Below are 22,999 nucleotides of genomic sequence, written 5' to 3' on the forward strand. Positions count from 1 at the left end.
GAGGCATCGGGCTCAAAAGCCGGACGCAGAGATGCCGTCCAGAGCGGCACGGCGGCGCTTCTCAAGACTCAGCTGTTCAAGTTTGCTGCGATCGACGCAGACGATGGCGTTGGTGGGGCACACCTGGATACAGGCCGGGCCGTCATCGCTGTGCTGGCACAGGTCGCACTTATTGGCTTCGGCCTTCTCGCTCAGCACGTTGAGACCCGCGCCGCTGTTGCGCACCACCGGACGCAGCACCACCTCCATCGCGCCATACGGGCAGGCCACGACGCAGGTTTTACAGCCGATACAGCGCGACTGATGGACTTCGACAAAGTCCCGGTCGCGGGTGATGGCGCCGTTCGGGCACACTCTGGCGCAGGGGGCGTCTTCGCACTGGCGGCACAGGGTCGCGGTGGAGATATCGACGCCCTTGATGACGTGAATACGCGGCAGAAAGGTTTGCGGCGTCAGGGTGGCACAGTCCTGATCCGCCTGATGGGCGACCACGCAGGCCACTTCGCAGGTACGACACCCGATGCAGCGAGAGGCATCGGCAATAATGAATCGGTTCATCCTTTTTTCCAGCAGTGATAAGCAGTGGCGTTAGCTATACACAAAGCGTGCCAGTATTTAATTTGCTGAAAAACAGAGGGTTACGAAGATCAGAAATAAAAATGGCACTGTCATCGTCACGAATGTCGATGACAGTGCCACCGTGTCGGCACGTCGGCGTCTTACAGGGCGTCGAACTGCGCAAGCCCATCGCGGTCAGCCAGCCGCTGATAAACCGTCTCCACCGCCGCGTTGACCGCCGGGGTCATGGGGTAGTAAAAGCCAACGATGTCCGGCTGAATGCCAATGAAAATCACCTCCCCCACGTCCTCCTTGAGCTGATCCACCAGATAGCTGAGCGGCATCGAGTGGGTGGTCATCAAAAACATGTCGGCGATGTCGGCCGGGTCAATGCGTCGGATCGCCCCCGGTTCCAGCCCCATGTCGGTGGCATCAACGATCAACAACCGCGCCGGACGCTGCTCGCGAATCGCAACGATGTCATTTTCCGGGGCGCTGCCGCCGTCGATGACGATCCACGCGCCCTGCGGGGCGCGCTGGCACATCTCTGCCAGCAGCGGCCCGGCGCCGTCATCGCCCATCATGCTGTTACCCACGCATAACAATACGTCACTCATGCTGCCGCCTTACCATCAGATAGATGGCGTTCTCCTGGTGAATATCGTGCAGCATGCTGAGCAGGTCACGGCTCCACGCCTGCTGCTGTGCGGTCTGCACCGCCTGCGCCGCGCTGAAGGCGTTTGCCAGCAACATGACGTGGCTACTGTCGATGACGATCTCCCCGTAGCGCGGCACGCCTTCCATTTTTCGCCGCGCCTCGCTGCCCGCCTCAAGAGTGCCTATCCAGGCAAGATAGGCCTGCCACTCGCAGGTCAGCACCGCTTCCAGGCAGTCGATCACCCCCAGGTGATGGCCGATGGCGAGGCCGTAGTAGATCACCTGCTGAGCGGCAGGCGGCGTGCCTTCGGCTTCATCGACAAACTTACGACTCAGCTGGCTGAACACCACGCATTCGCTCATCGGCTACGCTCCCCGGCCACCAGCGCGCTCAGACGGGCGACAATCTCGCTTAGCCGTGGGTCGTTCTCGGCGGCCAGCCAGGCGGCAACACGTTCTTCGCCCTCGCTCAGCCGGGCGATAAACCCGTCGGCGATCTCGCGCCCGTAGCGGTACCCGGCGAGGCAGCGCGCTTCGCGGTCAATGCGTACCCGCAGCGGCTGCACCATCTCCGGATGCAGAACCGCGGTCGGCAGGTTGTCCGCCTCACCGGGGGCGCGCGCGTGGATCTTCTGCTCCAGCAGGCCGAGCGCCAGGGCAAAGCCGTAGAGGGTGGCCGCCGGGGTCGGCGGGCAGCCCGGAATATAGACGTCTACCGGCACGATTTTGTCGGTGCCGCCCCAGACGCAGTAGAGATCGTGGAAGATGCCCCCGGAGTTGCCGCAGGCCCCGTAAGAGATACAGATTTTCGGGTCCGGCGCGGCTTCCCAGGCCCGCAGCGCCGGGGCGCGCATGGCGCGGGTGACCGCCCCGGTGAACAGCAGAATGTCGGCATGGCGTGGTGACGGCACCACCTTAATGCCGAAGCGTTCGGCATCGAACAGCGGCGACAGGGTGGCGAAAATTTCGATTTCGCAGCCGTTGCAGCCGCCGCAGTCCACGCGGTAGACATACGCCGAACGCCGGATGTTCTTCAGCAGCGCGGTTTTCATGCGCGCGATGGACTCCTCCACCGGCAGCGGCTGGGGCATCCCCTGGGCGTCGCGGGAGTCAGGAAAGGCGATCATAGGGCCTCCTTCAGGTCGCGGGTGAGATCGATTTCGCCGGCGGGGGTTAACCCCTGCTGGCGTTTGCAGGCCGGACAGGTTTCAAAGCTGGCGCGCCGCGCCTCGGCCAGGGTGTCGCCGTTGTGGATCAGCAGCGCGATAACGTAATCAATCTCTTTCTGTACCGCCCACGGGCGGTGACACGCCCGGCAGCGGCAGAGTGCGAAGCGCGACTGCTGGAGCAGATCGCTTTTCTGCCACACCGCCAGCTCGTAAGCCTGCGAGAGGCGGATCGCCGCGGTCGGACACACCTCTTCGCAGCGTCCGCAGAAGATGCAGCGCCCCAGGTTAAACTGCCAGGCGAGCTGCCCGCCCGGCAGGTCGGTTTCCACCGTCAGGGCATTGGAGGGACAGGCATTGACGCAGGCGGCGCAGCCGATGCACTGCTGCGGATCGTGCTCCGGCTTGCCGCGAAAGTGGCGCTCCACCTCGATGGGAGCCAGCGGGTATGACCCGGTGACCACCCCACGCCCGAGGGCTTTTTTGATAAAGGTAAACATGATGACTCCGGTGTCAGGCTGCGCCTATTTCAACGGTGAATTCGTGCGCTCGATGCTGTAGCGTTCGAGCTCTTTATAGGGCACCACCTGGCTGCGCTTTTTCCGCACGTCCACCACCGTCATGCGGTCGGTGCAGGAGTAGCACGGGTCCAGGCTGCCGATGATCAGCGGCGCGTCCGACACCGTGTTGCCGCGCAGCATGTAGCGCAGCGTCGGCCAGTTGGCGTAGGTGGCTGCCCGGCAGCGCCAGCGCCACAGCTTCTGGTTGTCGCCGGTCATGCTCCAGTGGATGTCGTCCCCGCGCGGCGCTTCGGAGAAGCCGAGCGCAAAGCGGTGCGGAATATAGGTGAAGCCGTCTACCATCAGCGGGCCGCCGGGCAGGTTATCCAGCCCGAAGTCGATCATGTTCAGCGCGGTATAGACCTCGTTGATGCGCACCCGCAGGCGGGAGATCACATCGCAGCCCTGCTCCACGTGAAGCGTCATCGGCAGCAGGCCGTAGCCCGCAAACGGATGATCGACCCGGGTATCCCGCGCATGGCCGCTGGCGCGCACCATCGGCCCGACGTTGCTGAAGTCCCGGGCGACCTGCGGGTCGAGACGGCCAATCCCGGCGGTGCGCTGTTCGATATGCGGGGTGCTGAGCAGCACCTCCACCAGCTCCTGCACCTCACGGCGCATCTGCTGGGCCAGCTGTCGGGTCTTCACCATGTCGTCCCGGAGCAGATCGCGCCGGATGCCGCCGATGAGATTCATCCCGTAGGTTTTGCGCGCCCCGGTGAGGATCTCCGCCATCTTCATGGAGGCTTCGCGCACCCGGAAAAACTGCATAAAGCCGGAGTCGAACCCGACAAAGTGGCAGGCCAGCCCGAGGTTAAGCAGATGGGAGTGCAGCCGCTCCACCTCCAGCAGAATGGAGCGGATCATCTGCGCGCGCGCCGGCACCACGATGCCCATGGCGTTCTCCACCGAGGTGGCATAGGCGGTGCTGTGGGCAAACCCGCAGATGCCGCAGACGCGGTCCGACAGAAAGGTGACCTCGTTGTAGCCCATGCGCGTTTCCGCCAGCTTCTCCATGCCGCGATGGACGTAAAACAGACGGTAGTCGGCATCGATGATGTTCTCGCCGTCAACAAACAGGCGAAAGTGCCCCGGCTCGTCGGAGGTAACGTGCAGCGGGCCTATCGGCACCACGTTGTTCTTTTTACTCCCCAGTTCGTTGATGAACTCATAGGTTTCGCTGTCCGAGGTCGGGGCCGGGCGCTGACGGTAGTCCATGCTGTCCTTGCGCAGCGGATAGAGCGCCTCCGGCCAGTCGTCCGGCAGCACCAGACGGCGCTCGTCCGGCAGGCCGACCGGCGTGATGCCGTACATGTCGCGCACCTCGCGCTCGCCCCATACCGCCGCCGGGACGCGCGGCGTTACCGACGGGTACTCCGGGTTCGCGGCGTCCACCTCGATGCGTACGGTGATCCAGCACTTTGTCCCCTGCTCCATCGACAGCACGTAGTAGACCGCATAACTGCCGCACAGCTGGCGCTCATCGTTGCCGAACAGCACCGACAGCCAGCCGCCCTGCTGATAGTAGAGGTACTCCACCACCTCCGGCAGGCCGTTAATTTTTACCGTGATGGTCAGCTGGTCTTTGGTCTGCCAGGCCTCGTCCAGCACCACGCCCGGAAAGGCCTGATGCAGCGCGGCGAGATAGCCCTGACCGATTTTTTCTTCACTCATGATTTGTTCCCGACATCACGCAGCCAGTAAGGCTACGAAAGCTAAAAAGGCAAAGCCGAAACCGGCCCAGGTCACTCGCGGCGCGGCGCAGGCCCGCAGGCGCGCCATTCCGTTTTCCACTAACGCGATAAGCAGCACCGCTACCAGCAGCTTCACCAGCGCGACGGCCAGCGCCAGGGGCAGCCCGACGGCTGAAAACACCGTCATCTCTCCCCAGGGTAAAAACACCCCGAGAAACAGCTGCAACACCACCAGCTGCTTGAGGCTGATGCCCCACTTCACGACCGCAAAGCCCGCTCCGCTGTACTCGGACAGCGGCCCCTCCTGCAACTCCTGCTCGGCTTCCGCCAGATCGAACGGCAGCTTGCCCATCTCGATGTACGTCGCCAGCGCGCAGGCGCACAGCGCCAGCAGCAGCGGCAGGCTGTGGTCCAGCGGCCAGTGGTAAACCGTCGCCGCAAGCTGGCTGATATGGGTGGAACCGGCGAGCTGGGCGGTGACCCACAGGCCCAGCAGCAGCATCGGCTCAACCAGCACGCCGAGCAGCGCTTCCCGGCTGGCGCCGAGGGCGGTAAAGGGGCTGCCGGTATCCAGCCCGGCGATGGCAAAGAAGAAACGCGCCACGGCGAACAGATAGAGCAGCGTAATCAGATCTCCGGTCTGCGGCAGCGGCGAGGCCAGGGACACCACCGGCAGCGCGGTGGAGACAGTCAGCATCACGCCCACCGTGACAAACGGCATCAGGCGGAACACCCAGCCGGAGGCCGCCGGGGCCACGCTCTGGCGTGACGCGAGCTTAAACAGGTCACGATACTCCTGCAGGACGCCCGGCCCGCGGCGATTATGCAGCCGGGCGCGCGCCACGCGGCTCACCCCGGAAAACAGCGGGGCCAGCATCAGCATCAGCAGCGCCTGGACCAGTGGAAACAGCAACGCATTCATATCAGGCTCCCTGTGAAATCACGACGACCAGCAGTACCGCCAGTTCGATAAACGCCATCCGACGGCACAGCGTCGGCAGCGACGCCGCCTGCCAGCCGGGGATCAGCCGCACCGGATTAAGGTGATGACGCAGCGCCACCAGCGGCGCGAAGGCGGCATGCACCGGCCGGGCGAAACCGTGGGCGGTGATGACCATCGCCTCTTCGTGCTGATAGCCACATACCCAGGCGGCACCGCGCGTGCGCGGCGCCAGCCTTCCGCGCTGGGTAAGCCCCAGCACGATGAACGGCAGCAGCGTGCCGGCGATCAGCAGCAGCGCAATGCCCGGCGGAGATACCGTGGTGTTGTTGGTGACCAGCGGCAGCGGTACCGCGCGATCGAGCAGCGGCAGCAGCCAGGGCGCCGCCACGCCGCCGGCCACCGCGCACAGCGCCAGCGCCGCAGTTGGCAGGCTGAGCAGCCAGGGAGCCGGACGGGCCGTCCGGGCGCTGTCCGTGCGCGGTGTGCCGAGGAAGGTCACACCGTAGACCTTAGCCATGCACATCACCGCCAGCGCCCCGGTGATCGCCAGCCCGGTGGCGAGCAGCGGCCCGAGCAGGCGGGCGACAAAGGCCTCGCTGGTTCCCAGCCGGAACAGCGACTGATAGATAACCCACTCCCCGGCAAAGCCGCTGAGCGGTGGCAGCGCCGCCATCGACATCAGCCCGATCAGCATCGCCAGCGACACCAGCGGCATGCGTTTCCCAAGGCCTCCGAGCTTTTCGATATCGCGCTCGCCGGTGCGATACCACACCGCCCCGGCCCCGAGCAGCAGCGTGGTTTTGAACAGGCTGTGGTTAAACAGGTGATAGAGGCCGCCCACCATGCCAAGCGCCACCAGCAGCGGATCCTGCAGCGAGATACCCAGCAGCCCGGCGCCCAGGCCAAGCAGGATGATGCCGATGTTCTCGACGGTGTGGTACGCCAGCAGACGGTTCACGTTGTGCTCCAGCAGGGCGTACAGCCCGCCGATAAATGCGGTGATAACGCCGAGCACCAGCACCAGCAGGCTACAGCCGCGCGGCAGGGCCGGGTCGAGCAGCGACACGGTCAGCAGGCCGTAAATCCCCACCTTCACCACCACCGCGGAGAACAGCGCCGCCGCCGGGGCCGACGCCTGCGCGTGCGCCTGGGCTACCCAGCCGTGCAGCGGAACGATCCCCGCCAGCAGGCCAAAGCCCACCAGGCCCAGCAGCCAGATCCCACCCCCGAGCGGCAGCAGCCTCATCTGCGCCTGCAGGGGGGCAATCTCCAGCGTGCCGTAGCGCTGCCACAGCAGCAGGCACATTACCGCCAGCAGCAGCGTGCCGAGCCGCCCGAGCACGAACCACAGTTTGGCGGAGGCGCTGTTGCCGGTAAGAAACAGCGCGCCGAGTGCCATCACTTCGCACATCGCCACCATCATGGCGAGGTGCCCGGCTACCGTCGCCAGCAGCGCAGCGGCCAGCACCAGGTTGAGCAGCAGCCCCTCGGGGCGTGCATCGGCATGGCGCTGCCAGCCAATGGTATAGAGCCCCACCGCGATGCCGGTCAGGCCGAGCGTCACCAGCCACAGGGCGTTCAGGGCCGAGAGATGCAGCGGCCAGCGGCCCAGCGGCGACAGCACATCGATGCCGTCGGCCAGCCCCAGCAGCACGCTCCCGCCCGCCAGCAGCATCGCCAGCGAGCCGAGCGCCCCGCCCAGCCCGGCCACCAGCCCGCTTAGCGGGGTGCTGAACCGCAGCAGCGCCGCCAGCACGCCGCTTACCATCAGCAGCCCCAGCGCGGTAGTGATCAGTGTGATAACGCTCATTGCACCCCTCCTGGATTCCGGGCGACGGCGGCCAGATCGCTTCCGTCGCGTATGACGCTGCGCTCGCGTTTGCGCCTGCTGGCTTCGGCGATCTCATGGTTGTCCACCAGGCGCAGCGCCTGGGTCGGACAGGTGCGCACGCACGCCGGTCCCTGATCGTCGAAATGGCACAGGTCGCACTTCACTGCCACGGCGCGCACGCCGGGGATCCAGTCGAGATAGTCGCTCACCGGCAGCGGATCCGCGGGCGCCGCCGGGGCAAGTGAAGTCTGACAGCCAGCCGGAATGCCCTGCGGGCGGCTGCCGTCAAAGCGGATGGCACCGAACGGACAGGCGATGCCGCACAGTTTGCAGCTCACGCACAGACTCTCGTTGAGCTGGATGGCGTCGTCGACGCGGGTAATGGCATGGGCCGGACACACCTGCGCGCAGGGGGCGTCCTCGCACTGGTGGCACAGCTGCGGGGCCGAGTCCTGGCGGTTGCGCGTTACCGTTAAGCGCGGCGCGGCCTGCAACCCCCGCAGCCGGTGGGTTTCCGCGCAGGCCGCCTCACAGGTATGGCAGCCGATACACCGCGCGGAGTCGGCAATTACAAAACGATTCACGGACACTCCTCTGAATGGTCATTTATGACGAAAACATGCCGGAAATGACGTTTTCGACAGCGTTCGACAGGCGTCAGGCCAGTGAACCGAGCGGCAGGTCTTCCCCGTGCTCAACCGCCCGGGAGATCTTGTCGTAGAGCGGGCTGATTTTGAGCAGGAAGTGCTCCAGCACCGCGTCGCGGTCGTGGATATTCACGGCGCTGTCGAGCAGGCCGTCGTCACCGAGATGGGCATCCCCCAGCGACACGCCTTCGCTGCCGTCGCGATTTTCCAGGCGGTAGCACAGGGTATGGCTGTTGAAGGCTTCCGCCGGGTTGATGTGGATCTGAAAGTGGTCGAACAGCCAGAAGCTCAGCCCCTGCGCCGGATCGCAGTTAACCGTCAGGTGCAGCCGCGGGCGTGAGAGCGTGATGGCCTGTACCAGCGTATTGCCGTACTGGTGCCAGTGGGTTTGCAGGAGGCGGTGCCGGGCGGCAATAAAGTCAGCCTTCTTGCTCAGGTCGGACAGGATCATGGTGGTGCGCTCGTATTGCGGAAAGTGAAGCTGTAAAGCAGATTCCGTGCCAGCTTTTAACCCATTGATAATATTGAACTAGTCAAAACTTCGTCGCTGCCACCGCCGTGACGAGGTGTCATTTTCGTCATCTTTGACGCGCCCCGCCGTCGCGTAATCCCCCACGCCGTATGAGGGTGGCATCCATATTGCATTCCTGTTGCCCATCGTCACAGCGTACCCCGGAGACAAGATGCACGAACTCACCCTTTGCCAGCAGGCGCTGGCGGTTATTGAGGAGCAGGCCAGACTGCGCCAGGCGGCGCGGGTCACCCAGGTCTGGCTGCGGGTCGGGGCGTTCTCCTGCGTGGAGAGCAGCGCGCTCCAGTTCTGCTTTGAGCTGGTGTGTCGCGAGACGCTCGCCGAGGGCTGCACCCTGCATATCGACGAGCAGCAGGCGGAGTGCTGGTGCCACCGCTGCCAGCGCTACGTCAACTTGTTAACCCATCGCGTGCGCCGCTGCCCCGACTGCAACAGCGACGATCTGCGCATCGTGGCCGACGAGGGCCTGCAGATCACGCGTCTGGAAATAGAAGAGGAATAGCTTATGTGTACCACCTGCGGCTGCGCCGCTGGCAATATCATCCTTGAAGGCGACGGCCCCCACGGCGCCTTTCTCCCTGCGCCCTTCGCGCCCCCTGCCACGGCGTTTACCGCCATCACCGCCCTGCACCGCCCCGCCTTTATGCCCGACGCCGCGACGCCGGGCTGCCTGGATTACGGCCAGGGCGAAGCGGGTACCCATGCTCCCGGCCTGAGCCAGCGGCGCATGGTGGAGATTGAGATCGACGTGCTGGAGAAGAACAACCGGCTGGCCCAGCGCAACCGGGCGCACTTCGCGGCGCACCGTCAGCTGGCACTCAACCTGGTGTCCAGCCCCGGTTCGGGTAAAACCACCCTGCTCACCGAAACCCTGAAACGGCTGCACTACCCCTGCGCGGTGATCGAGGGTGACCAGCAGACGGTGCACGACGCGGCGCGCATTCGCGCCACCGGCACCCCCGCGCTTCAGGTCAATACCGGCAAAGGCTGCCATCTGGATGCGCAGATGATTGCCGATGCCGTGGCGCGCCTGCCGCTGGAGGATGGCGGCGTGATGTTTATCGAAAACGTCGGCAACCTGGTCTGCCCGGCAGGGTTCGACCTCGGGGAGCGCCACAAGGTGGCGGTGCTGTCGGTGACCGAAGGGGAAGACAAACCGCTCAAGTATCCGCACATGTTCGCCGCCGCCTCGCTGATGGTGCTGAACAAGATCGATCTGCTGCCCTATCTCGATTTCGACGTAGAGCAGTGCCTGGCCTTCGCCCGGCAGGTCAATCCGGAGATAACCGTGCTGCTGGTTTCCGCTACCCGCGGCGACGGAATGGACGCCTGGCTTGCCTGGCTGGAGGCGCAGCGATGTGCATAGGCGTTCCGGGAAAAATCTGCGCCATTCATGATGCGATGCAGGCCACCGTATCGGTGTGCGGCGTGCAGCGCGCCGTCGATTTGACGCTGGTGGGCACGGTGGACGAGGCAGGCCACACCCGCCTCGGGCAGTGGGTGCTGGTCCACGTCGGGTTTGCCATGAGCGTGATTGACGAGGCCGAGGCGCTGGACACCCTGGCGGCGTTGCAGCACATGCTGGAGCTGGAGCCCGACGTCGGGCCGCTGCTCTACGGCGAGGGGAACGGCTGATGCACTATGTCGATGAGTACCGCGACCCGCAAAAAGTGAGGCAGCTTATCGCCCTGCTGCACGACGCCGCCGGTCAGCTGCCGCACACCCCGCGTGCGCCGCTGCGCATCATGGAGGTGTGCGGCGGGCACACCCACGCCATCTTTAAGTTCGGGCTGGACCGGCTGCTGCCGAAGAACGTCGAGTTTATTCACGGCCCCGGCTGTCCGGTGTGCGTGCTGCCGATGGGGCGAATCGATGCCTGCATTGAGATTGCCAGCCACCCGCAGGTGATTTTCTGCACCTTCGGGGATGCGATGCGCGTGCCGGGTAAAACCGGGTCGCTGCTCGACGCCCGGTCGCGCGGCGCCGACGTGCGGGTGATCTACTCTCCGCTCGATGCGCTGAGGCTGGCAGAGCAGAACCCGACCCGCGAGGTGGTGCTGTTCGGCCTTGGCTTTGAAACCACCATGCCAGCGACCGCCGTCACGCTACAGCAGGCCCGCGCCCGGGGCGTGACCAATTTTTACCTGTTCTGCCAGCACATCACCCTGCTGCCGGTGCTGAAAAGCCTGCTCGCCGATCCGCAGAGCGGCATCGACGCCATCCTGGCCCCCGGACACGTCAGCATGGTGATCGGCACCGGCGGCTACGAGTTCATCCCGGATACCTTTCAGCGTCCACTGGTGGTAGCGGGTTTCGAACCAGTTGATCTGCTGCAAGGTGTGCTGATGCTAATTGATCAGACAATAGCGGGCCGCAGCAAGGTGGAGAACCAGTACCGGCGCGTGGTGCCGGATGCGGGTAATCCCGTAGCCCTGGCGGCGATGGACGAGGTGTTCACGCTGGCGGACGACAGCGAGTGGCGCGGGCTGGGGGTGATTGCCCGCTCGGGCATGGCGCTCAGCCCAGGCTATCAGGCGTTCGACGCCGAACGCCGTTTTCGTCCCGCTCCGCAGCGCGTCAGCGACGATCCCGAGGCGCGCTGCGGCGAGGTACTCACCGGGCGCTGCAAGCCCGCGCAGTGTCCGCTGTTCGGCTCACGCTGCAATCCGCAAAGCGCCTTCGGGGCGCTGATGGTCTCGTCAGAGGGCGCATGCAGCGCCTGGTATCAGTACCGTTCTCAGGAGTGTGAAGTATGAACAGGGTTACGCTTGCCCACGGCAGCGGCGGACAGGCCATGCAGCAGCTGATTGAGCAGCTCTTTCTCACCGCCTTCGCCAATCCGTGGCTTGACGAGCAGGAGGATCAGGCGCGGCTTGCGCTGTCGCTGCTCACCGGCGCCGGCGATCGGCTGGCGTTTTCCACCGACAGCTACGTTATCGATCCGCTGTGCTTTCCCGGCGGCGACATCGGCAAGCTGGCGGTGTGCGGAACGGCAAACGACGTGGCGGTCAGCGGCGCGCTGCCCCGCTGGCTGTCGTGCGGGTTTATTCTCGAAGAGGGGCTGGAGCTGGCGCTGCTGGAGCGCATCGTCGCCAGCATGGCGGCCACGGCGCGGGCGGCGGGGATCGCCATTGTCACCGGCGACACCAAAGTGGTGCCGCGCGGGGCGGCAGACAAGCTGTTTATCAACACCGCCGGTATCGGTGCGATTCCGGTGGGACTCACCTGGGGCGCCAGCGGCATCCAGCCCGGCGATGTACTACTGGTAAGCGGCACGCTGGGCGATCACGGCGCCACCATTCTTAACCTGCGCGAAGGGCTCGGCATGACGGGCGAGCTGCGCAGCGACTGCGCGGTGCTGACGCCGCTGATCCAGACGCTGGTAAACGTGCCGGGCATCCGGGCACTGCGCGATGCCACTCGCGGCGGCGTTAACGCCGTGGCGCACGAGTTTGCCGCCCGCTGCGGGTGCGGTATTGAGCTGCAGGAGCACGCGCTGCCGGTGAAGCCCGCGGTGCGCGGCCTGTGTGAACTGCTTGGGCTCGACCCGCTCAACTTCGCCAATGAAGGCAAGCTGGCGATCGTCGTCGCGCGCTCCGCTGCCGAACGCGTTCTGACCACGCTCCACCAGCACCCGCTGGGCCGCGACGCCGCCATCATTGGCGAGGTGGTCGCGCAGAAAGGGGTGCGCCTCACCGGCCTGTACGGCGTGACGCGCACCCTGGATTTACCTCACGCTGAACCGCTGCCGCGCATTTGCTGAGCGGCGGTCCGGCGCACGCTGACGAATAACTTTTGGATGTGAAGCATGTCGTATACACCGATGAATGATGGCGAAGAACAGGGACTCTTTGACATCACGCGGACTCTCCTGCAACAGCCCGACCTCTGCGCCCTGGCGCACGCCCTCACACTCCACGTCCGGCAGCAGCGGCTTGCCGATCGCGTCAGCATTGTGCTGTGGCGCGCCGGGCGTGAACGGGTATCGTTCTACAGCGCCGACGAACAGGGCACCCCCAGCGTCCGGGAAGAGGATGCGCTGCTGGCCACCGGTCCGCTGCGCCGCACGCTGTCGCGTCCCGATGCGCTGCACTGCCCCTGGCCGACGTTCCGGGAGACCTGGCCGCAGATCGATGCCATGGGGCTCTACCCGCCCTTTGCCCACTATGCCCTGCTGCCGCTGGCCGCCGACGGCGACATCTTCGGCGGCTGCGAAGTGGTGCGCAGCGATGATACGCCCTGGAGCGAGGCGGCGTTTTCCCGGTTGCAGTCCCTGGCGCAGGTGATTGGCCTGGCGGTGGAGCAGATCCAGTCCCGGCTCAGCAATAACTCCAGCTACAGCCTGCTGTGCCGCGAGCGCGACGACTTTCGCCTGCTGGTGGCGATCACCAATGCGGTGCTCTCGAGGCTCGATCTGGATGAGCTGGTCAGCGAGGTGTCGCGCGAGATCCAGCGTAACTTTGGCATCGACTCCATCAGCATCGTGCTGCGCAGCAACCGCAAGGGGAAGCTCGCCATCTACTCCACCCACTACGTGGATAAAAACGCCCCGCTGCACGATCGCAGCGAGGTGGACGAACGCGGGACGCTTTCGGAACGGGTGATGGCCAGCAAAGAGATGCTGCTGCTCAACCTGCACCAGCGCGACGAGCACGCCCCCTACGAGCGGATGCTGTTCGATATGTGGGGCGAGCAGGACCAGACGCTGTGCATTTTTCCGCTGATCTACAGCGACCGCGTGCTCGGCGTGCTCAAGCTGGCCCAGTGTAAAGCCCAGGTGTTTACCGCCAACAACCTCAAGCTGCTGCGCCAGATCGCCGAGCGGGTGGCGATTGCGGTGGATAACGCGCTGGCCTACCGGGAGATCCGCCGCCTGAAGGAGCGGCTGATTGATGAGAACCTGGCCCTGACGGAGCAGATCAACAACGTCGCCGGCGATTTTGGCGAAATCATTGGCCGCAGCAGCGCCATGATGGCGGTGATGAAGCAGGTCGAGATGGTGGCGCAGAGCAACAGCACGGTGCTGATCCTCGGCGAAACCGGCACCGGCAAAGAGCTTATCGCCCGGGCAATCCACACCCTGAGCGATCGCAATGCGCGCCGGATGGTGAAGATGAACTGCGCCGCCATGCCCGCGGGCCTGCTGGAGAGCGATCTGTTCGGCCACGAGCGTGGGGCCTTCACCGGGGCCAGCGCCCAGCGCATCGGCCGCTTTGAGCTGGCGGATAAAAGCACGCTGTTCCTTGATGAGGTGGGCGATATGCCGCTGGATCTCCAGCCCAAGCTGCTGCGCGTTCTCCAGGAGCAGGAGTTTGAGCGGCTTGGCAGTAACCGCATCATCCGCACAGATGTCCGGCTTATTGCCGCCACCAACCGCGATCTCCGCCAGATGGTTAACGACCGCGAGTTCAGAAGCGATCTCTACTACCGGCTCAACGTGTTTCCCATCTGCCTGCCGCCGCTGCGCGAGCGCCCGGAGGATATCCCGCTGCTGGTGAAGGCCTTCACCTTTAAGATTGCTCACCGTCTGGGACGCAGCATCACCAGCATTCCGGCCCAGACCCTGCATCAGCTCAGCAAAATGCCGTGGCCGGGCAACGTGCGCGAGCTGGAGAACGTGATTGAGCGTGCGGTGCTTCTGACGCGCGGCAACGTGCTGCAGCTCTCCATGCCCGACATTGCGTTTCCGCCGCTGCAGCCGGCGCGTGACGAGGCCGCCGACATGCCGCGTGACGGGGAGGATGAGCGTCAGCGCATCATACGAATTCTGCGGGAGACCAACGGCGTGATCGCCGGGCCGAAAGGTGCGGCGCTGCGGCTGGGGCTGAAGCGCACCACATTGCTGTCGCGCATGAAGCGCTTTGGCATTGATAAGGACGCGCTGTAGGCAAAAAAAAACCGCACCTTTCGGTGCGGTTTGTCGTTTCTGAAGGCTATCAGAAGCCGATTTTGAGGGTGACCTGGCCGCCGTAACCGCCGGTGCCCGCATCATCGATGGTTTTGGTGTAGCCCGCACGCACCCCGAGGGTGACGTTATCGCGAATCTGCCCATCGATGCCGACATCCAGCGCTGCAGCCGTGCCGTCCTGATCCGGGTTGAACGAGACATCGCTGCCCGCCACGCCCGGTGCGCTGACGTTAAGATCGCCCTTCGAATCGAAGGTCTGGATAAAGGACGGACGCACCCACCAGCTAACCGGTACCGGGTTGCCTGTCTCTTTCAGGGTCGCGCTGTTGCCCAGACGCAGACCGGCACGCACCTGCTGGCTGTGACCGTCGCCGAACTGCACGTCCGCCACATCATCACTGCCATCCTTCAGGTTCACGCCGCGGTACTGGTACTGCAGCTGCGGTTCGAGCACCAGGCCGTTGCCGAGATCAAACGGCAGGCCGGTTTCGAAGGAGCCAACATAGCCCCAGCCGTGGGTTTTCATGCCGTCGCCGTCGCGCGGGTTGGTGTCGAAGTTGTGGCGCGTACCCTGAGCCACCACGTCCATCCACCAGCCGCTCTGATGCACGCCGTTGAGGTAGAGACCGCCGCTGTATGCGTCGTCGCGTACCGTACCGGCTTTCGACTTGTTGTTACGCTGCACGTCGATGGCTGACAGCCCCGCCGCACCGTAGATCCCCACCGTCCAGTCCATGGTAGAGGCCGAGCCCTGCCACAGGTCGCTACCGATCTGCAGGAAGGTATAGCCGCCTTTACTTTCTGGGGTATTGCCGCTGCGCAGATCGTCGCCGCCGTGGTCGTGGCTCAGCTGACCGGCCTGGAAGCGGGCCCACATATTGCTTCCGCCTTCGGCTACGGTACGCGACGCATAGCGACGGGCATCCATTGAGCCGAGCAGCGCGCTGTCATAGTCCATCGCCTGGGCGTAGATCGAGCTGTAGAGATACATCGCGGAACGGTAGTTCTGCGGGCCGTTCTCGTTGCTGCCGGCGTCAGCGGTGGTCAGATACCAGCTCTCATCGGCGCTGCCCTGTCGCAGGGTGTAGTTATACGCCCCCGCCTGCAGGCTGCCGTTAAGGCTGAACGCGTCGTCGGTGGTGGTCGCACCGTTGATGGCGTTCACCACCTGGATGCCGTCACCGCTGGTGCGCGCCCCGAGGCCGCCCTGGCTGCGGATCGCGATGCGCGTGTTGCCGGTGGCGGTACCGCCGTCCAGCACCAGGCTATCGCTGACCGCGGTATCGCCCTCAAACAAGGTGTTAAGGGTGATGGTCCCGCCGTTGCCCACCAGGTTGGTCACGGTCAGGGTTTTCGGTACAAACGCCCCGGTCGGTGCCTGGTAATCAATGCTGCCGCCCAGCGTCAGGTTGTTAAGCAGCGAATCCGCGGTCATCTCCCAGGTGGAACCCGCATCGACGGTCAGGTCGGTAGGGTCGATCATCCCGGTCAGACGCGAACCATTGGTCAGCTGCAGCGAGGTACCAAGCTGCGCGATAACGTCGGTGACCGCATCCAGCCCGCTGAACACCAGGGTGCCGCTCTGCAGATAGGTGCCGCCGACCTGGTTGAGCACGCCGCTCAGGGTCAGGGTATTGCTGCCTTCTTTGTAGAGCGAGCCGTTACCGCTGATGGCGGCGTTAATGGCGTTGGCGCGCGATTCCGTTGAGATACGCAGTTCACCGCTGTTGGTGACGTTCCCCTCAAGGGCCGCGCCATCGTTCAGGCGGGTGACCCCGGTGAGGTTACCGCCCTCGGCGACGCTCAGCGTACCGTCCTGGTTCACGACCGTGTTGTTCGCCGTGCCGTCTGCGGCCACGGAGAGGATACCGCCGCCTTCCAGCAGCAGACTCTGCGCAACCTTGTTGGCAATGGAGAAGTCGCCGTTGGCATGGGTGCCGTTAAGGGTGGTGTCGGTACCCGCCATCAGCCCGGCGCCGCTGCGCAGGTTGATATTGGTCGCCGAGGCACCGTCCTGCACGGCCAGCATCCCGCCGCGTTCGATAGCGGTGAGATCCGCCAGGCCGCCTTTGTGCACCAACTGCATGCCGCCTTTACTGATGGTGGTGGCAATAGCGGTGCCGCCTGCGGTGATGCGCTGCGAACCGCTGGCGCGGACGGTAGAGGACGCAACGGTGCCGCCCTGATTCACCAGCTGATCGCCGACAATGGTGTTGTCGATAACAATCGCGCCGTCGTTGACGTTCTGGATGCCACCCTCTTTGATGATGGTGGAGATCACGGTCCCGCCGCTGTTGACGTTCTGCGTCCCGCCACCGTTGATGGTGGTGCTGTTCGCCGTCCCGCCGGTCAGCACGTTCTGGATACCGCCGTCATAGATGGTTGCCTGAACCGAGGAGCCGCCGTTAAAGATATTCTGCACACCGCGCTCGTAGACGCCGGTCTGGTTCGCCGTACCGCCCCGGTACACGTTCTGCACCGCGTAGGATGACAGATCGGTATTGGTGGCAGTACCGCGCACGTTCTGCTGACCGCTGTTGAGCATCGAGGTGTTGACCGCCGTGGCGCCTGCCGCGATGTTCTGAATCGCGAAGTCGTCCAGGGTAGTATTTTCGGCACGACCGCCGCTGAGCAGGTTCTGGATACTGTGACGGTTACGGGTCTCGGTAACCAGCGCGCCGTTGTTGACGGTCTGGATAGCATTGTCACTCAGCACCGTAGAGGTTACCGTTGCGCCGCTGTACACACGCTGTTCGGCACGGGTGATTTCCGAGCCGGTCGTGGTGCCGTACACGTCCTGCAGGCCGCCATCAATCACGATAGAGACTTCGGCGTTGGCATTTTTGTTCACCACCTGATGTCCGCCGTTTTTCACGATGCTGACAATCGAGGTACCGTCTACCACCTGCAGGCCGCCGTCCACGAAGGTGAAGTCGGTGACGCCACCCGCGAAGACGTTTTGTCTGCCGCCGGTGGAGATGGTGCCGCCGTAGGTGTAGCCGCCCGAGTTCACGTTCTGCACGCCGCCTTTTTCGACGCGGGCTTCAAAGGCCTGGCCGCCGCTGCCGATGTTCTGGGTGCCGCCCAGCAGACGGGTCGCCATCGCTTTCGCGCCGTTGTTCACGTGCTGCTCGCCGCCGTTCATCACGGTGGAGACAGCGACTGCCGAATTGCCGAGGGTCTGGGTGCCTCCCGCGTTAATCACAGTGCCGCGCGACCAGCCGTACGGATCGACAATCTGCTGGCCGCCGTTGTTGATCACCGCGGAGAAGGACTGGCCGTCCACGCGCTGCACGCCGCCGCTGTTGACCAGCGTGCCGCTCGCCTGGCCGCTCTTCATCACCAGCTGTACACCGCCATCGCTGATGCTGGTGCCGGAGGCGGAGCCCTCAACCAGCTGGGTGCCGCCGCCAAACACGGTGCCATCAGAGGCAGCGCCACCGGCGGAAACGTGCTGTATGCCGCCGTTTTTGACGATAGAGCCTGCGGCAAGACCGCCGAAGTTAACGATCTGCTGGCCGCCGTTATTGACCACCGAGGAGATTGCCGCCCCGTCCACACTCTGCACACCGCCGCTGTTGATATGGGTATCGGTGGTTTTACCGGTCCCTTTCACCAGTTGCGTGCCGCCATCGCTCAGGCTGGTGCCGGAGGCGGTGCCTTCTACCACCTGCTTGCCGCCGCCGAATACCGTGCCGTCAGAGGCTGCGCCACCGAGGTTGATGTGCTGCAGGCCGCCGCTGTTAACGGTGGTGCCCGCGGCCAGGCCGCCTTTATTGACCAGCTGGGTGCCGCCGTTGCGCACCACGGCGGAGGTGGCGTTGCCGTCCACGCTCTGTACGCCGCCGCTGTTGATCAGCGTACCGCTGGCTTTACCGGTGGTGGTAACGATCTGCAGACCGCCGTCGCTCAGGCTGGTGCCGGAGGCCGTGCCCGCGACCACCTGTTTGCCGCCGCCGAATACCGTGCCGTCGGAGGCTGCGCCGCCGAGGCTGATGTGCTGCAGGCCGCCGCTGTTAACGGTGGTGCCTGCGGCCAGGCCGCCTTTGTTCACCAGCTGGGTGCCGCCGTTGCGCACGATGGAGGACGTTGCCGCGCCATCCACGCTCTGCACGCCGCCGCTGTTGATTTTGGTGCCGGAGGTTTTACCGGTGGCCTGAACAATTTGCAGGCCGCCATCGCTGATGCTGGTGCCGGAGGCGGTGCCCGCTACCAGCTGCTTGCCGCCGCCGAAGATGATGCCGTCCGAGGCCGCCCCGCCGAGATTGATATGCTGCAGGCCGCCGTTGTTCACGATGGAGCCCGCCGCCAGGCCGCCGCTGTTCACCAGCTGCACGCCGCCGTTATTGACCACGGCAGACGTCGCCGAGCCGTCCACGCGCTGCAGGCCGCCGCTGTTGATAAGCGATCCGGTCGCGCTGCCGCCCACCTGCACATGCTGCACGCCGCCGTCGCCGATCACGGTATCACCCGCTACGCCAGCCACCTGCTGTACGCCGCCAAGCAGCGTCGTTTTGGAGGCGGCGCCGTCGGCACGGACAATCTGCACGCCGTTTTTATCTACGCGGGTGTTGTTGGCGTGGCCGCCGCTGCGGATAAGCTGCTTACCGCCGCTGTAGACGATGGAGCCGTTCGCCGTACCGTCAACGTCCTGGAAACCGCCGTCAAAGATTTTGCTGTCGGTGGTTTTGCCGGTGACGTGCACCTGCTGCACCCCGCCCGCGTCGATACGCGTGCCTGAGGCGGTGCCTTCCACGATCTGGGTACCGCCAAACAGCAGGCCGTCAGAGGCCGCGCCGCCTTCATTAATGTGCTGCAGACCGCCGGCGTTCACCAGCGATCCCGCGGCGAGACCGCCCGCGTGCACCAGCTGTACGCCGCCGTCGTTAACCACGGCAGAGATTGCCGCGCCGTCAACCGCCTGGCTGCCGCCGCTGTTGATGATGGTATCAGTGGCTTTGCCGGTTTCCTGCACCAGCTGGTAGCCACCTTCGTTGATGCTGGTTCCGGAAGCGGTGCCGGCCACGACCTGTTTGCCGCCGCCGAATACCGTGGTATCGGACGCCGCGCCGCCTTCGTTAACGTGCTGAAGGCCGCCGCTGTTCACGGTGGCGTTATCCGCCAGCCCGCCGCGGTTGACCAGCTGCGTGCCGCCGTCATAGATAACCGATGAGCTGGCGCTGCCGTCGACACGCTGCAGGCCGCCGTCGTTGATCAACGAGCCCGTGGCGCTGCCGCCCACCTGCACGTGCTGGACGCCGCCGGCACCGATGATGGTGTCCGCCGCTTTGCCCGCCAGCTCCTGAATGCCGCCCAGCAGCGTGGTGAACGCCGTCGACCCGCCGGAGAGCACATCCTGAATGCCGCCCTGATTCACTACCGCGCTGGTGGCGGTGCCGCCGCTGCGCACTTTCTGCAGACCGCCGTCGTTCACTTCCGCAGAGAAGGAGACGCCGTCCACGTCCTGCTCGCCGCCGGCGTTGATCACAGCATCGTTGCTCTTGCCGCTGGCGTGGATCTGTTGCAGGCCACCGTTGTTCACGATGGTGCCGGAAGTGGTGCCTTCCACCAGCTGGGTGCCGCCGAGCAGGATCGCATCGGAGGCCGCGCCACCTTCGCTGACATGCTGCAGGCCGCCGGTATTCACCACCGCGCCTGAGGCCAGGCCGCCGCGATTGATCTGCTGGGTACCGCCGGTGTTAACCACCGCAGAGATCGCCTGACCGTCAACGGTCTGGGTGCCGCGATTGTTGATAATCGTGCCGCTCGCTTTGCCGGTTTCCTGCACCAGCTGCGCACCGCCGTCGCTGACGCTGGTGCCGGACGCGGTACCGGCAACCACCTGGCTGCCGCCGCCGAACACGGCACCGTCAGAGGCCGCGCCGCCGAGCTGGACATGCTGAAGCCCACCGCTGTGTACGGTGGTGCCCGCCGCCAGGCCGCCGCTGTGAACCAGCTGCACGCCGCCGTCGTTTACCACGGAGGAGATGGTGCTGCCGTCGACGGTCTGGGTACCGCGGTTATTGATAATGGTGTCGATGGCTTTACCGGTCTTCTGAACCAGCTGCGCGCCGCCGTCGTTGAGGTGTGCGCCGGATACGGTGCCGGCGACGATCTGGGTGCCGCCGCCAAAAATGGTGGTGTCCGCCGCCGAACCGCCGGTGTAAACCTGCTGCAGGCCGCCGCTGTTGACCGTGGCGCTTTGTGAGAAGCCGCCGTTCTGGATCAGCTGGTTGCCGCCGTTATTCACGATGCCCGACACGGAGCTGCCGTTAACCGACTGCACGCCGCCGCTGTTGATGATGGACTGGGTGGCGAGGCCGCTTTGCAGGACGGTCTGCTGGCCGCCCGCGCCGATGATGGTGCTGTTGGCGGTGCCGGATACCGCCTGTTTGCCGCCGCTGTTAAGCTGCGAGCCGGTTGCGGTGCCGTCGGATTCAACGATCTGTACGCCGTCGGTCACCGAGGTGCCGACGGTCTGACCGTTCTGACGCACAATCTGCGCGCCGCCGTCGACCACGTTAGTACCCTGCGTCTGGCCACCGGCAACAATCTGGGTGCCCAGATTACCGATGGTGTGATTGGTGGTCAGGCCGCCTTCGCGCACCTGCTGCACACCGCCCAGTACCACTTCGTCGCGCACGGGCGACGTCACGTCAAAGGTGAATGCCATGGCCGCTGAGCTTGCCAGCGTGCTGCCTACCGCGGCGGTGAGCAAAATCGCGCTGCTGGCGCGTTTGCCGTTGGCTTTTGTCAGTTCAGAAACCACCACGAAGGCGCGCTGAACTTCACTCCACACCAACCGGTAACTGCAGTTAAGACCTTTCTTCATGTCAATGTCCTCGAAACCCGTCTCTCAGTCCGTCACGCGGCATGTTGATCGGGGTTTGCCAATGCTGTTGTTGTGATGCCAAAGGGATTGCTTCGCAGGGCGATAAGCCGACGGAGATGGCCAATCACCTGCTTGCCAGTGATAAAACGAGTGCACTCGTACTGCCGGTCCGTGCCTTTATGGCGCGGACACCAGAAATAGTCCTGATGGTCAAAATCGAGCCGCGGGTCGTCCCAGCAGCCGTTGCAGACGTGGGTATTAATGACGCGCCACGGGGTGTAAAACTCGCTGCCCGGCAGGCTGAAGCCGCTAATCAGCACCACCGGTATGCGGCAGCCCCAGGCCAGCCAGGAGAGGCCGCTGCCCAGACCGATAAAAAACGCGGCGTGCTCCAGCAGCGCGGCGCGCTCGGCGAGCGGCAGGTTGCCGGTGAAATCTTCGGCGCCGTGGGGAATTTTGTTCCAGACGTAGCCCCGGCCCACCACGCGCTCTTTGTCGATACACAGCACGCGGTAGCCCTGGGCTTTCAGAAAGTCGATGACCTCATGCCAGCCGGTGCCGTTGTTCCAGAACTTTGCCTGGCTGGTGGATTGGGTCGCAATGCAGACATAGGGTTCGGCGATCTGCCGTTTGCTGTGCTGGCGCAGGTCCGGGACGATTTCCGTAGGGTCAACGCCGAGAATGTGCCCGGCGGTGCGGTGCAGGCCGACGGCGCGAAAGTCAAACGGCTGACGGTCAAGATCGCCCTGAAAGAAGAGCCCGATGCGCCAGGTGGCGTACGGAGCCGCGGCGGTTTGCCGCCCTTGTTGCCAGGCATCCGGGGTAAAAAAATGCAGATCGGGATAGACCGGGGCGAAGAGATCGATGATAGGCTGGGCCATGGTGCAGTCTACCTGGCACTGCCAGGTCTCACGAAACCGCTCGGCGTAGGGTACCCAGCCGACCAGATCGCCCAGCGTGCCGCTGGGAAAGGAGAGCAGAACCTGTTGACCACGCAGAGTGAGCGCATGGTCGAGCACCGGCTCCTCATCGCCCTTGTTCCAGACCCGCAGACGAAACGGCACGAAATATTTTTTGGTGCTGATCACCCATCCCTGTGCAACGTCGTCGGCGAACAGGATATTTCCCGTTTCGTCGTCGGTAATTTCAACGCGCCAGTCGCCTTGCGGCAGCAATATCCGTGCGCCATCGTTAAAATCATACAGGATCCCCTGCGGCCCCTGTTGTGTCGGAACGTCGGGCGGCAAGATAAAAGCGTATCCTTGCGTGGCGGCAGTGGTTATGGTCATCACCTGTCCTTAATAATCAGGTAGCATTACTGTGCGCTGGTGAAATAAATTTCAGACACCAGCCATCCTCCGGAGGATATATATCCGAAGCGGTAAACTAATTTATGAGCAGCTTTTTATGCACTCTCTCAGGAGTCGCTTAATAGTAGTCAGGGGTGAAGTTATTGCAAATTCTTACCAAAAGTTAACATCTATATTTTTCAATGAGTTAGAAAATCGGTCTTTTCTTGCGCATTTTTTAATTAAGTTTAAAAACAGTAACTTAACACCACATCGCCCTGACCTTTTTAGGATTATCCTTAACTAAAACTTTCGACTGAACTGAGACATTGACACGCTTTTGCAATCATCATGCAGCATATATTTCCCTCGCTTTACCCTC

At 64.1% G+C, this 22,999-nt stretch carries 18 protein-coding genes; 6 read left to right on the plus strand and 12 right to left on the minus strand.

The features are described 5' to 3' along the window. Positions 1 to 12: 12 nt before the first annotated feature. From hydN to DW58_RS05545, 10 genes are all read right to left on the minus strand, one after another. Positions 13 to 558 (minus strand): electron transport protein HydN, encoded by a 546-nt coding sequence (hydN, locus tag DW58_RS05500; RefSeq protein WP_024551013.1) that lies wholly within the window; start codon positions 556 to 558, stop codon positions 13 to 15. 161 nt (positions 559 to 719) lie between these two features. After that, on the minus strand, positions 720 to 1,175 hold the full coding sequence (gene hycI, locus DW58_RS05505; protein WP_024551012.1) for a hydrogenase maturation peptidase HycI: 456 nt from the start codon (positions 1,173 to 1,175) through the stop codon (positions 720 to 722). Next, a complete protein-coding gene (locus DW58_RS05510) occupies positions 1,168 to 1,578 on the minus strand; it encodes a formate hydrogenlyase maturation HycH family protein (RefSeq protein ID WP_024551011.1) in 411 nt (136 codons plus the stop codon). Before DW58_RS05510 ends, hycI begins: the two co-directional genes overlap by 8 nt. After that, complete coding sequence (locus DW58_RS05515; protein WP_024551010.1) at positions 1,575 to 2,342, minus strand: NADH-quinone oxidoreductase subunit B family protein; 768 nt, start codon at positions 2,340 to 2,342, stop codon at positions 1,575 to 1,577. Before DW58_RS05515 ends, DW58_RS05510 begins: the two co-directional genes overlap by 4 nt. Continuing rightward, complete coding sequence (locus DW58_RS05520) at positions 2,339 to 2,881, minus strand: formate hydrogenlyase complex iron-sulfur subunit (RefSeq protein ID WP_024551009.1); 543 nt, start codon at positions 2,879 to 2,881, stop codon at positions 2,339 to 2,341. The genes DW58_RS05515 and DW58_RS05520 overlap by 4 nt, the downstream gene beginning before the upstream one ends. Positions 2,882 to 2,905: 24 nt before the next feature. Continuing rightward, complete coding sequence (locus tag DW58_RS05525; RefSeq protein WP_024551008.1) at positions 2,906 to 4,615, minus strand: hydrogenase large subunit; 1,710 nt, start codon at positions 4,613 to 4,615, stop codon at positions 2,906 to 2,908. Between the two features lie 15 nt (positions 4,616 to 4,630). Next, the gene (locus DW58_RS05530; RefSeq protein ID WP_024551007.1) at positions 4,631 to 5,557 is read right to left on the minus strand and encodes a respiratory chain complex I subunit 1 family protein; all 927 of its coding nucleotides are present in this window, start codon (positions 5,555 to 5,557) and stop codon (positions 4,631 to 4,633) included. Between the two features lies 1 nt (position 5,558). Continuing rightward, on the minus strand, positions 5,559 to 7,388 hold the full coding sequence (gene hycC / locus DW58_RS05535; RefSeq protein WP_024551006.1) for a formate hydrogenlyase subunit 3: 1,830 nt from the start codon (positions 7,386 to 7,388) through the stop codon (positions 5,559 to 5,561). Further along, positions 7,385 to 7,993 (minus strand): 4Fe-4S dicluster domain-containing protein, encoded by a 609-nt coding sequence (locus DW58_RS05540; RefSeq protein WP_024551005.1) that lies wholly within the window; start codon positions 7,991 to 7,993, stop codon positions 7,385 to 7,387. Before DW58_RS05540 ends, hycC begins: the two co-directional genes overlap by 4 nt. Before the next feature lie 73 nt (positions 7,994 to 8,066). After that, on the minus strand, positions 8,067 to 8,507 hold the full coding sequence (locus DW58_RS05545) for a hypothetical protein (RefSeq protein WP_029696659.1): 441 nt from the start codon (positions 8,505 to 8,507) through the stop codon (positions 8,067 to 8,069). A 232-nt stretch (positions 8,508 to 8,739) separates the two neighbouring features. Here DW58_RS05545 and hypA point away from each other — a divergent pair, with 232 nt between their 5' ends. The 6 genes from hypA to flhA are packed head-to-tail and all read left to right on the plus strand — an operon-like array spanning position 8,740 to position 14,475. Next, complete coding sequence (hypA, locus tag DW58_RS05550) at positions 8,740 to 9,090, plus strand: hydrogenase maturation nickel metallochaperone HypA (RefSeq protein ID WP_024551004.1); 351 nt, start codon at positions 8,740 to 8,742, stop codon at positions 9,088 to 9,090. 3 nt (positions 9,091 to 9,093) lie between these two features. Beyond that, positions 9,094 to 9,954: a hydrogenase nickel incorporation protein HypB gene (gene hypB / locus DW58_RS05555; protein WP_024562602.1), complete on the plus strand. Its 861-nt coding sequence runs from the start codon at positions 9,094 to 9,096 to the stop codon at positions 9,952 to 9,954. Further along, positions 9,945 to 10,223: a HypC/HybG/HupF family hydrogenase formation chaperone gene (locus DW58_RS05560; RefSeq protein ID WP_024551156.1), complete on the plus strand. Its 279-nt coding sequence runs from the start codon at positions 9,945 to 9,947 to the stop codon at positions 10,221 to 10,223. Before hypB ends, DW58_RS05560 begins: the two co-directional genes overlap by 10 nt. Beyond that, positions 10,223 to 11,344 (plus strand): hydrogenase formation protein HypD, encoded by a 1,122-nt coding sequence (gene hypD / locus DW58_RS05565; RefSeq protein ID WP_024551155.1) that lies wholly within the window; start codon positions 10,223 to 10,225, stop codon positions 11,342 to 11,344. The genes DW58_RS05560 and hypD overlap by 1 nt, the downstream gene beginning before the upstream one ends. After that, positions 11,341 to 12,351: a hydrogenase expression/formation protein HypE gene (hypE, locus tag DW58_RS05570; protein ID WP_024562603.1), complete on the plus strand. Its 1,011-nt coding sequence runs from the start codon at positions 11,341 to 11,343 to the stop codon at positions 12,349 to 12,351. Before hypD ends, hypE begins: the two co-directional genes overlap by 4 nt. Before the next feature lie 45 nt (positions 12,352 to 12,396). Continuing rightward, a complete protein-coding gene (flhA, locus tag DW58_RS05575) occupies positions 12,397 to 14,475 on the plus strand; it encodes a formate hydrogenlyase transcriptional activator FlhA (RefSeq protein WP_029592584.1) in 2,079 nt (692 codons plus the stop codon). A 49-nt stretch (positions 14,476 to 14,524) separates the two neighbouring features. On the opposite strand, the gene DW58_RS05580 is transcribed toward flhA, so the two are convergent. Together DW58_RS05580 and DW58_RS05585 are read right to left on the minus strand one after the other, a co-directional pair. Continuing rightward, positions 14,525 to 21,328 (minus strand): AIDA repeat-containing protein, encoded by a 6,804-nt coding sequence (locus DW58_RS05580; protein WP_024549011.1) that lies wholly within the window; start codon positions 21,326 to 21,328, stop codon positions 14,525 to 14,527. Positions 21,329 to 21,360: 32 nt separating this feature from the next. Next, a complete protein-coding gene (locus tag DW58_RS05585; protein WP_024549010.1) occupies positions 21,361 to 22,617 on the minus strand; it encodes an autotransporter strand-loop-strand O-heptosyltransferase in 1,257 nt (418 codons plus the stop codon). Positions 22,618 to 22,999: the final 382 nt, after the last annotated feature.

Source organism: Siccibacter turicensis LMG 23730 (genome assembly GCF_000463155.2).
Lineage (GTDB): Bacteria > Pseudomonadota > Gammaproteobacteria > Enterobacterales > Enterobacteriaceae > Siccibacter > Siccibacter turicensis.

Bases quoted from the DNA above. Each gene is read 5' to 3' on its own strand.
- hydN (WP_024551013.1), bottom strand. From the start codon at position 558: ATGAACCGATTCATTATTGCCGATGCCTCTCGCTGCATCGGGTGTCGT.
- DW58_RS05545 (WP_029696659.1), bottom strand. From the start codon at position 8,507: ATGATCCTGTCCGACCTGAGCAAGAAGGCTGACTTTATTGCCGCCCGG.
- DW58_RS05585 (WP_024549010.1), bottom strand. From the start codon at position 22,617: ATGACCATAACCACTGCCGCCACGCAAGGATACGCTTTTATCTTGCCG.
- flhA (WP_029592584.1), top strand. From the start codon at position 12,397: ATGTCGTATACACCGATGAATGATGGCGAAGAACAGGGACTCTTTGAC.
- DW58_RS05520 (WP_024551009.1), bottom strand. From the start codon at position 2,881: ATGTTTACCTTTATCAAAAAAGCCCTCGGGCGTGGGGTGGTCACCGGG.
- hypB (WP_024562602.1), top strand. From the start codon at position 9,094: ATGTGTACCACCTGCGGCTGCGCCGCTGGCAATATCATCCTTGAAGGC.
- DW58_RS05525 (WP_024551008.1), bottom strand. From the start codon at position 4,615: ATGAGTGAAGAAAAAATCGGTCAGGGCTATCTCGCCGCGCTGCATCAG.
- hycI (WP_024551012.1), bottom strand. From the start codon at position 1,175: ATGAGTGACGTATTGTTATGCGTGGGTAACAGCATGATGGGCGATGAC.
- DW58_RS05515 (WP_024551010.1), bottom strand. From the start codon at position 2,342: ATGATCGCCTTTCCTGACTCCCGCGACGCCCAGGGGATGCCCCAGCCG.
- DW58_RS05560 (WP_024551156.1), top strand. From the start codon at position 9,945: ATGTGCATAGGCGTTCCGGGAAAAATCTGCGCCATTCATGATGCGATG.
- DW58_RS05530 (WP_024551007.1), bottom strand. From the start codon at position 5,557: ATGAATGCGTTGCTGTTTCCACTGGTCCAGGCGCTGCTGATGCTGATG.
- DW58_RS05580 (WP_024549011.1), bottom strand. From the start codon at position 21,328: ATGAAGAAAGGTCTTAACTGCAGTTACCGGTTGGTGTGGAGTGAAGTT.
- hycC (WP_024551006.1), bottom strand. From the start codon at position 7,388: ATGAGCGTTATCACACTGATCACTACCGCGCTGGGGCTGCTGATGGTA.
- hypA (WP_024551004.1), top strand. From the start codon at position 8,740: ATGCACGAACTCACCCTTTGCCAGCAGGCGCTGGCGGTTATTGAGGAG.
- hypD (WP_024551155.1), top strand. From the start codon at position 10,223: ATGCACTATGTCGATGAGTACCGCGACCCGCAAAAAGTGAGGCAGCTT.
- hypE (WP_024562603.1), top strand. From the start codon at position 11,341: ATGAACAGGGTTACGCTTGCCCACGGCAGCGGCGGACAGGCCATGCAG.
- DW58_RS05510 (WP_024551011.1), bottom strand. From the start codon at position 1,578: ATGAGCGAATGCGTGGTGTTCAGCCAGCTGAGTCGTAAGTTTGTCGAT.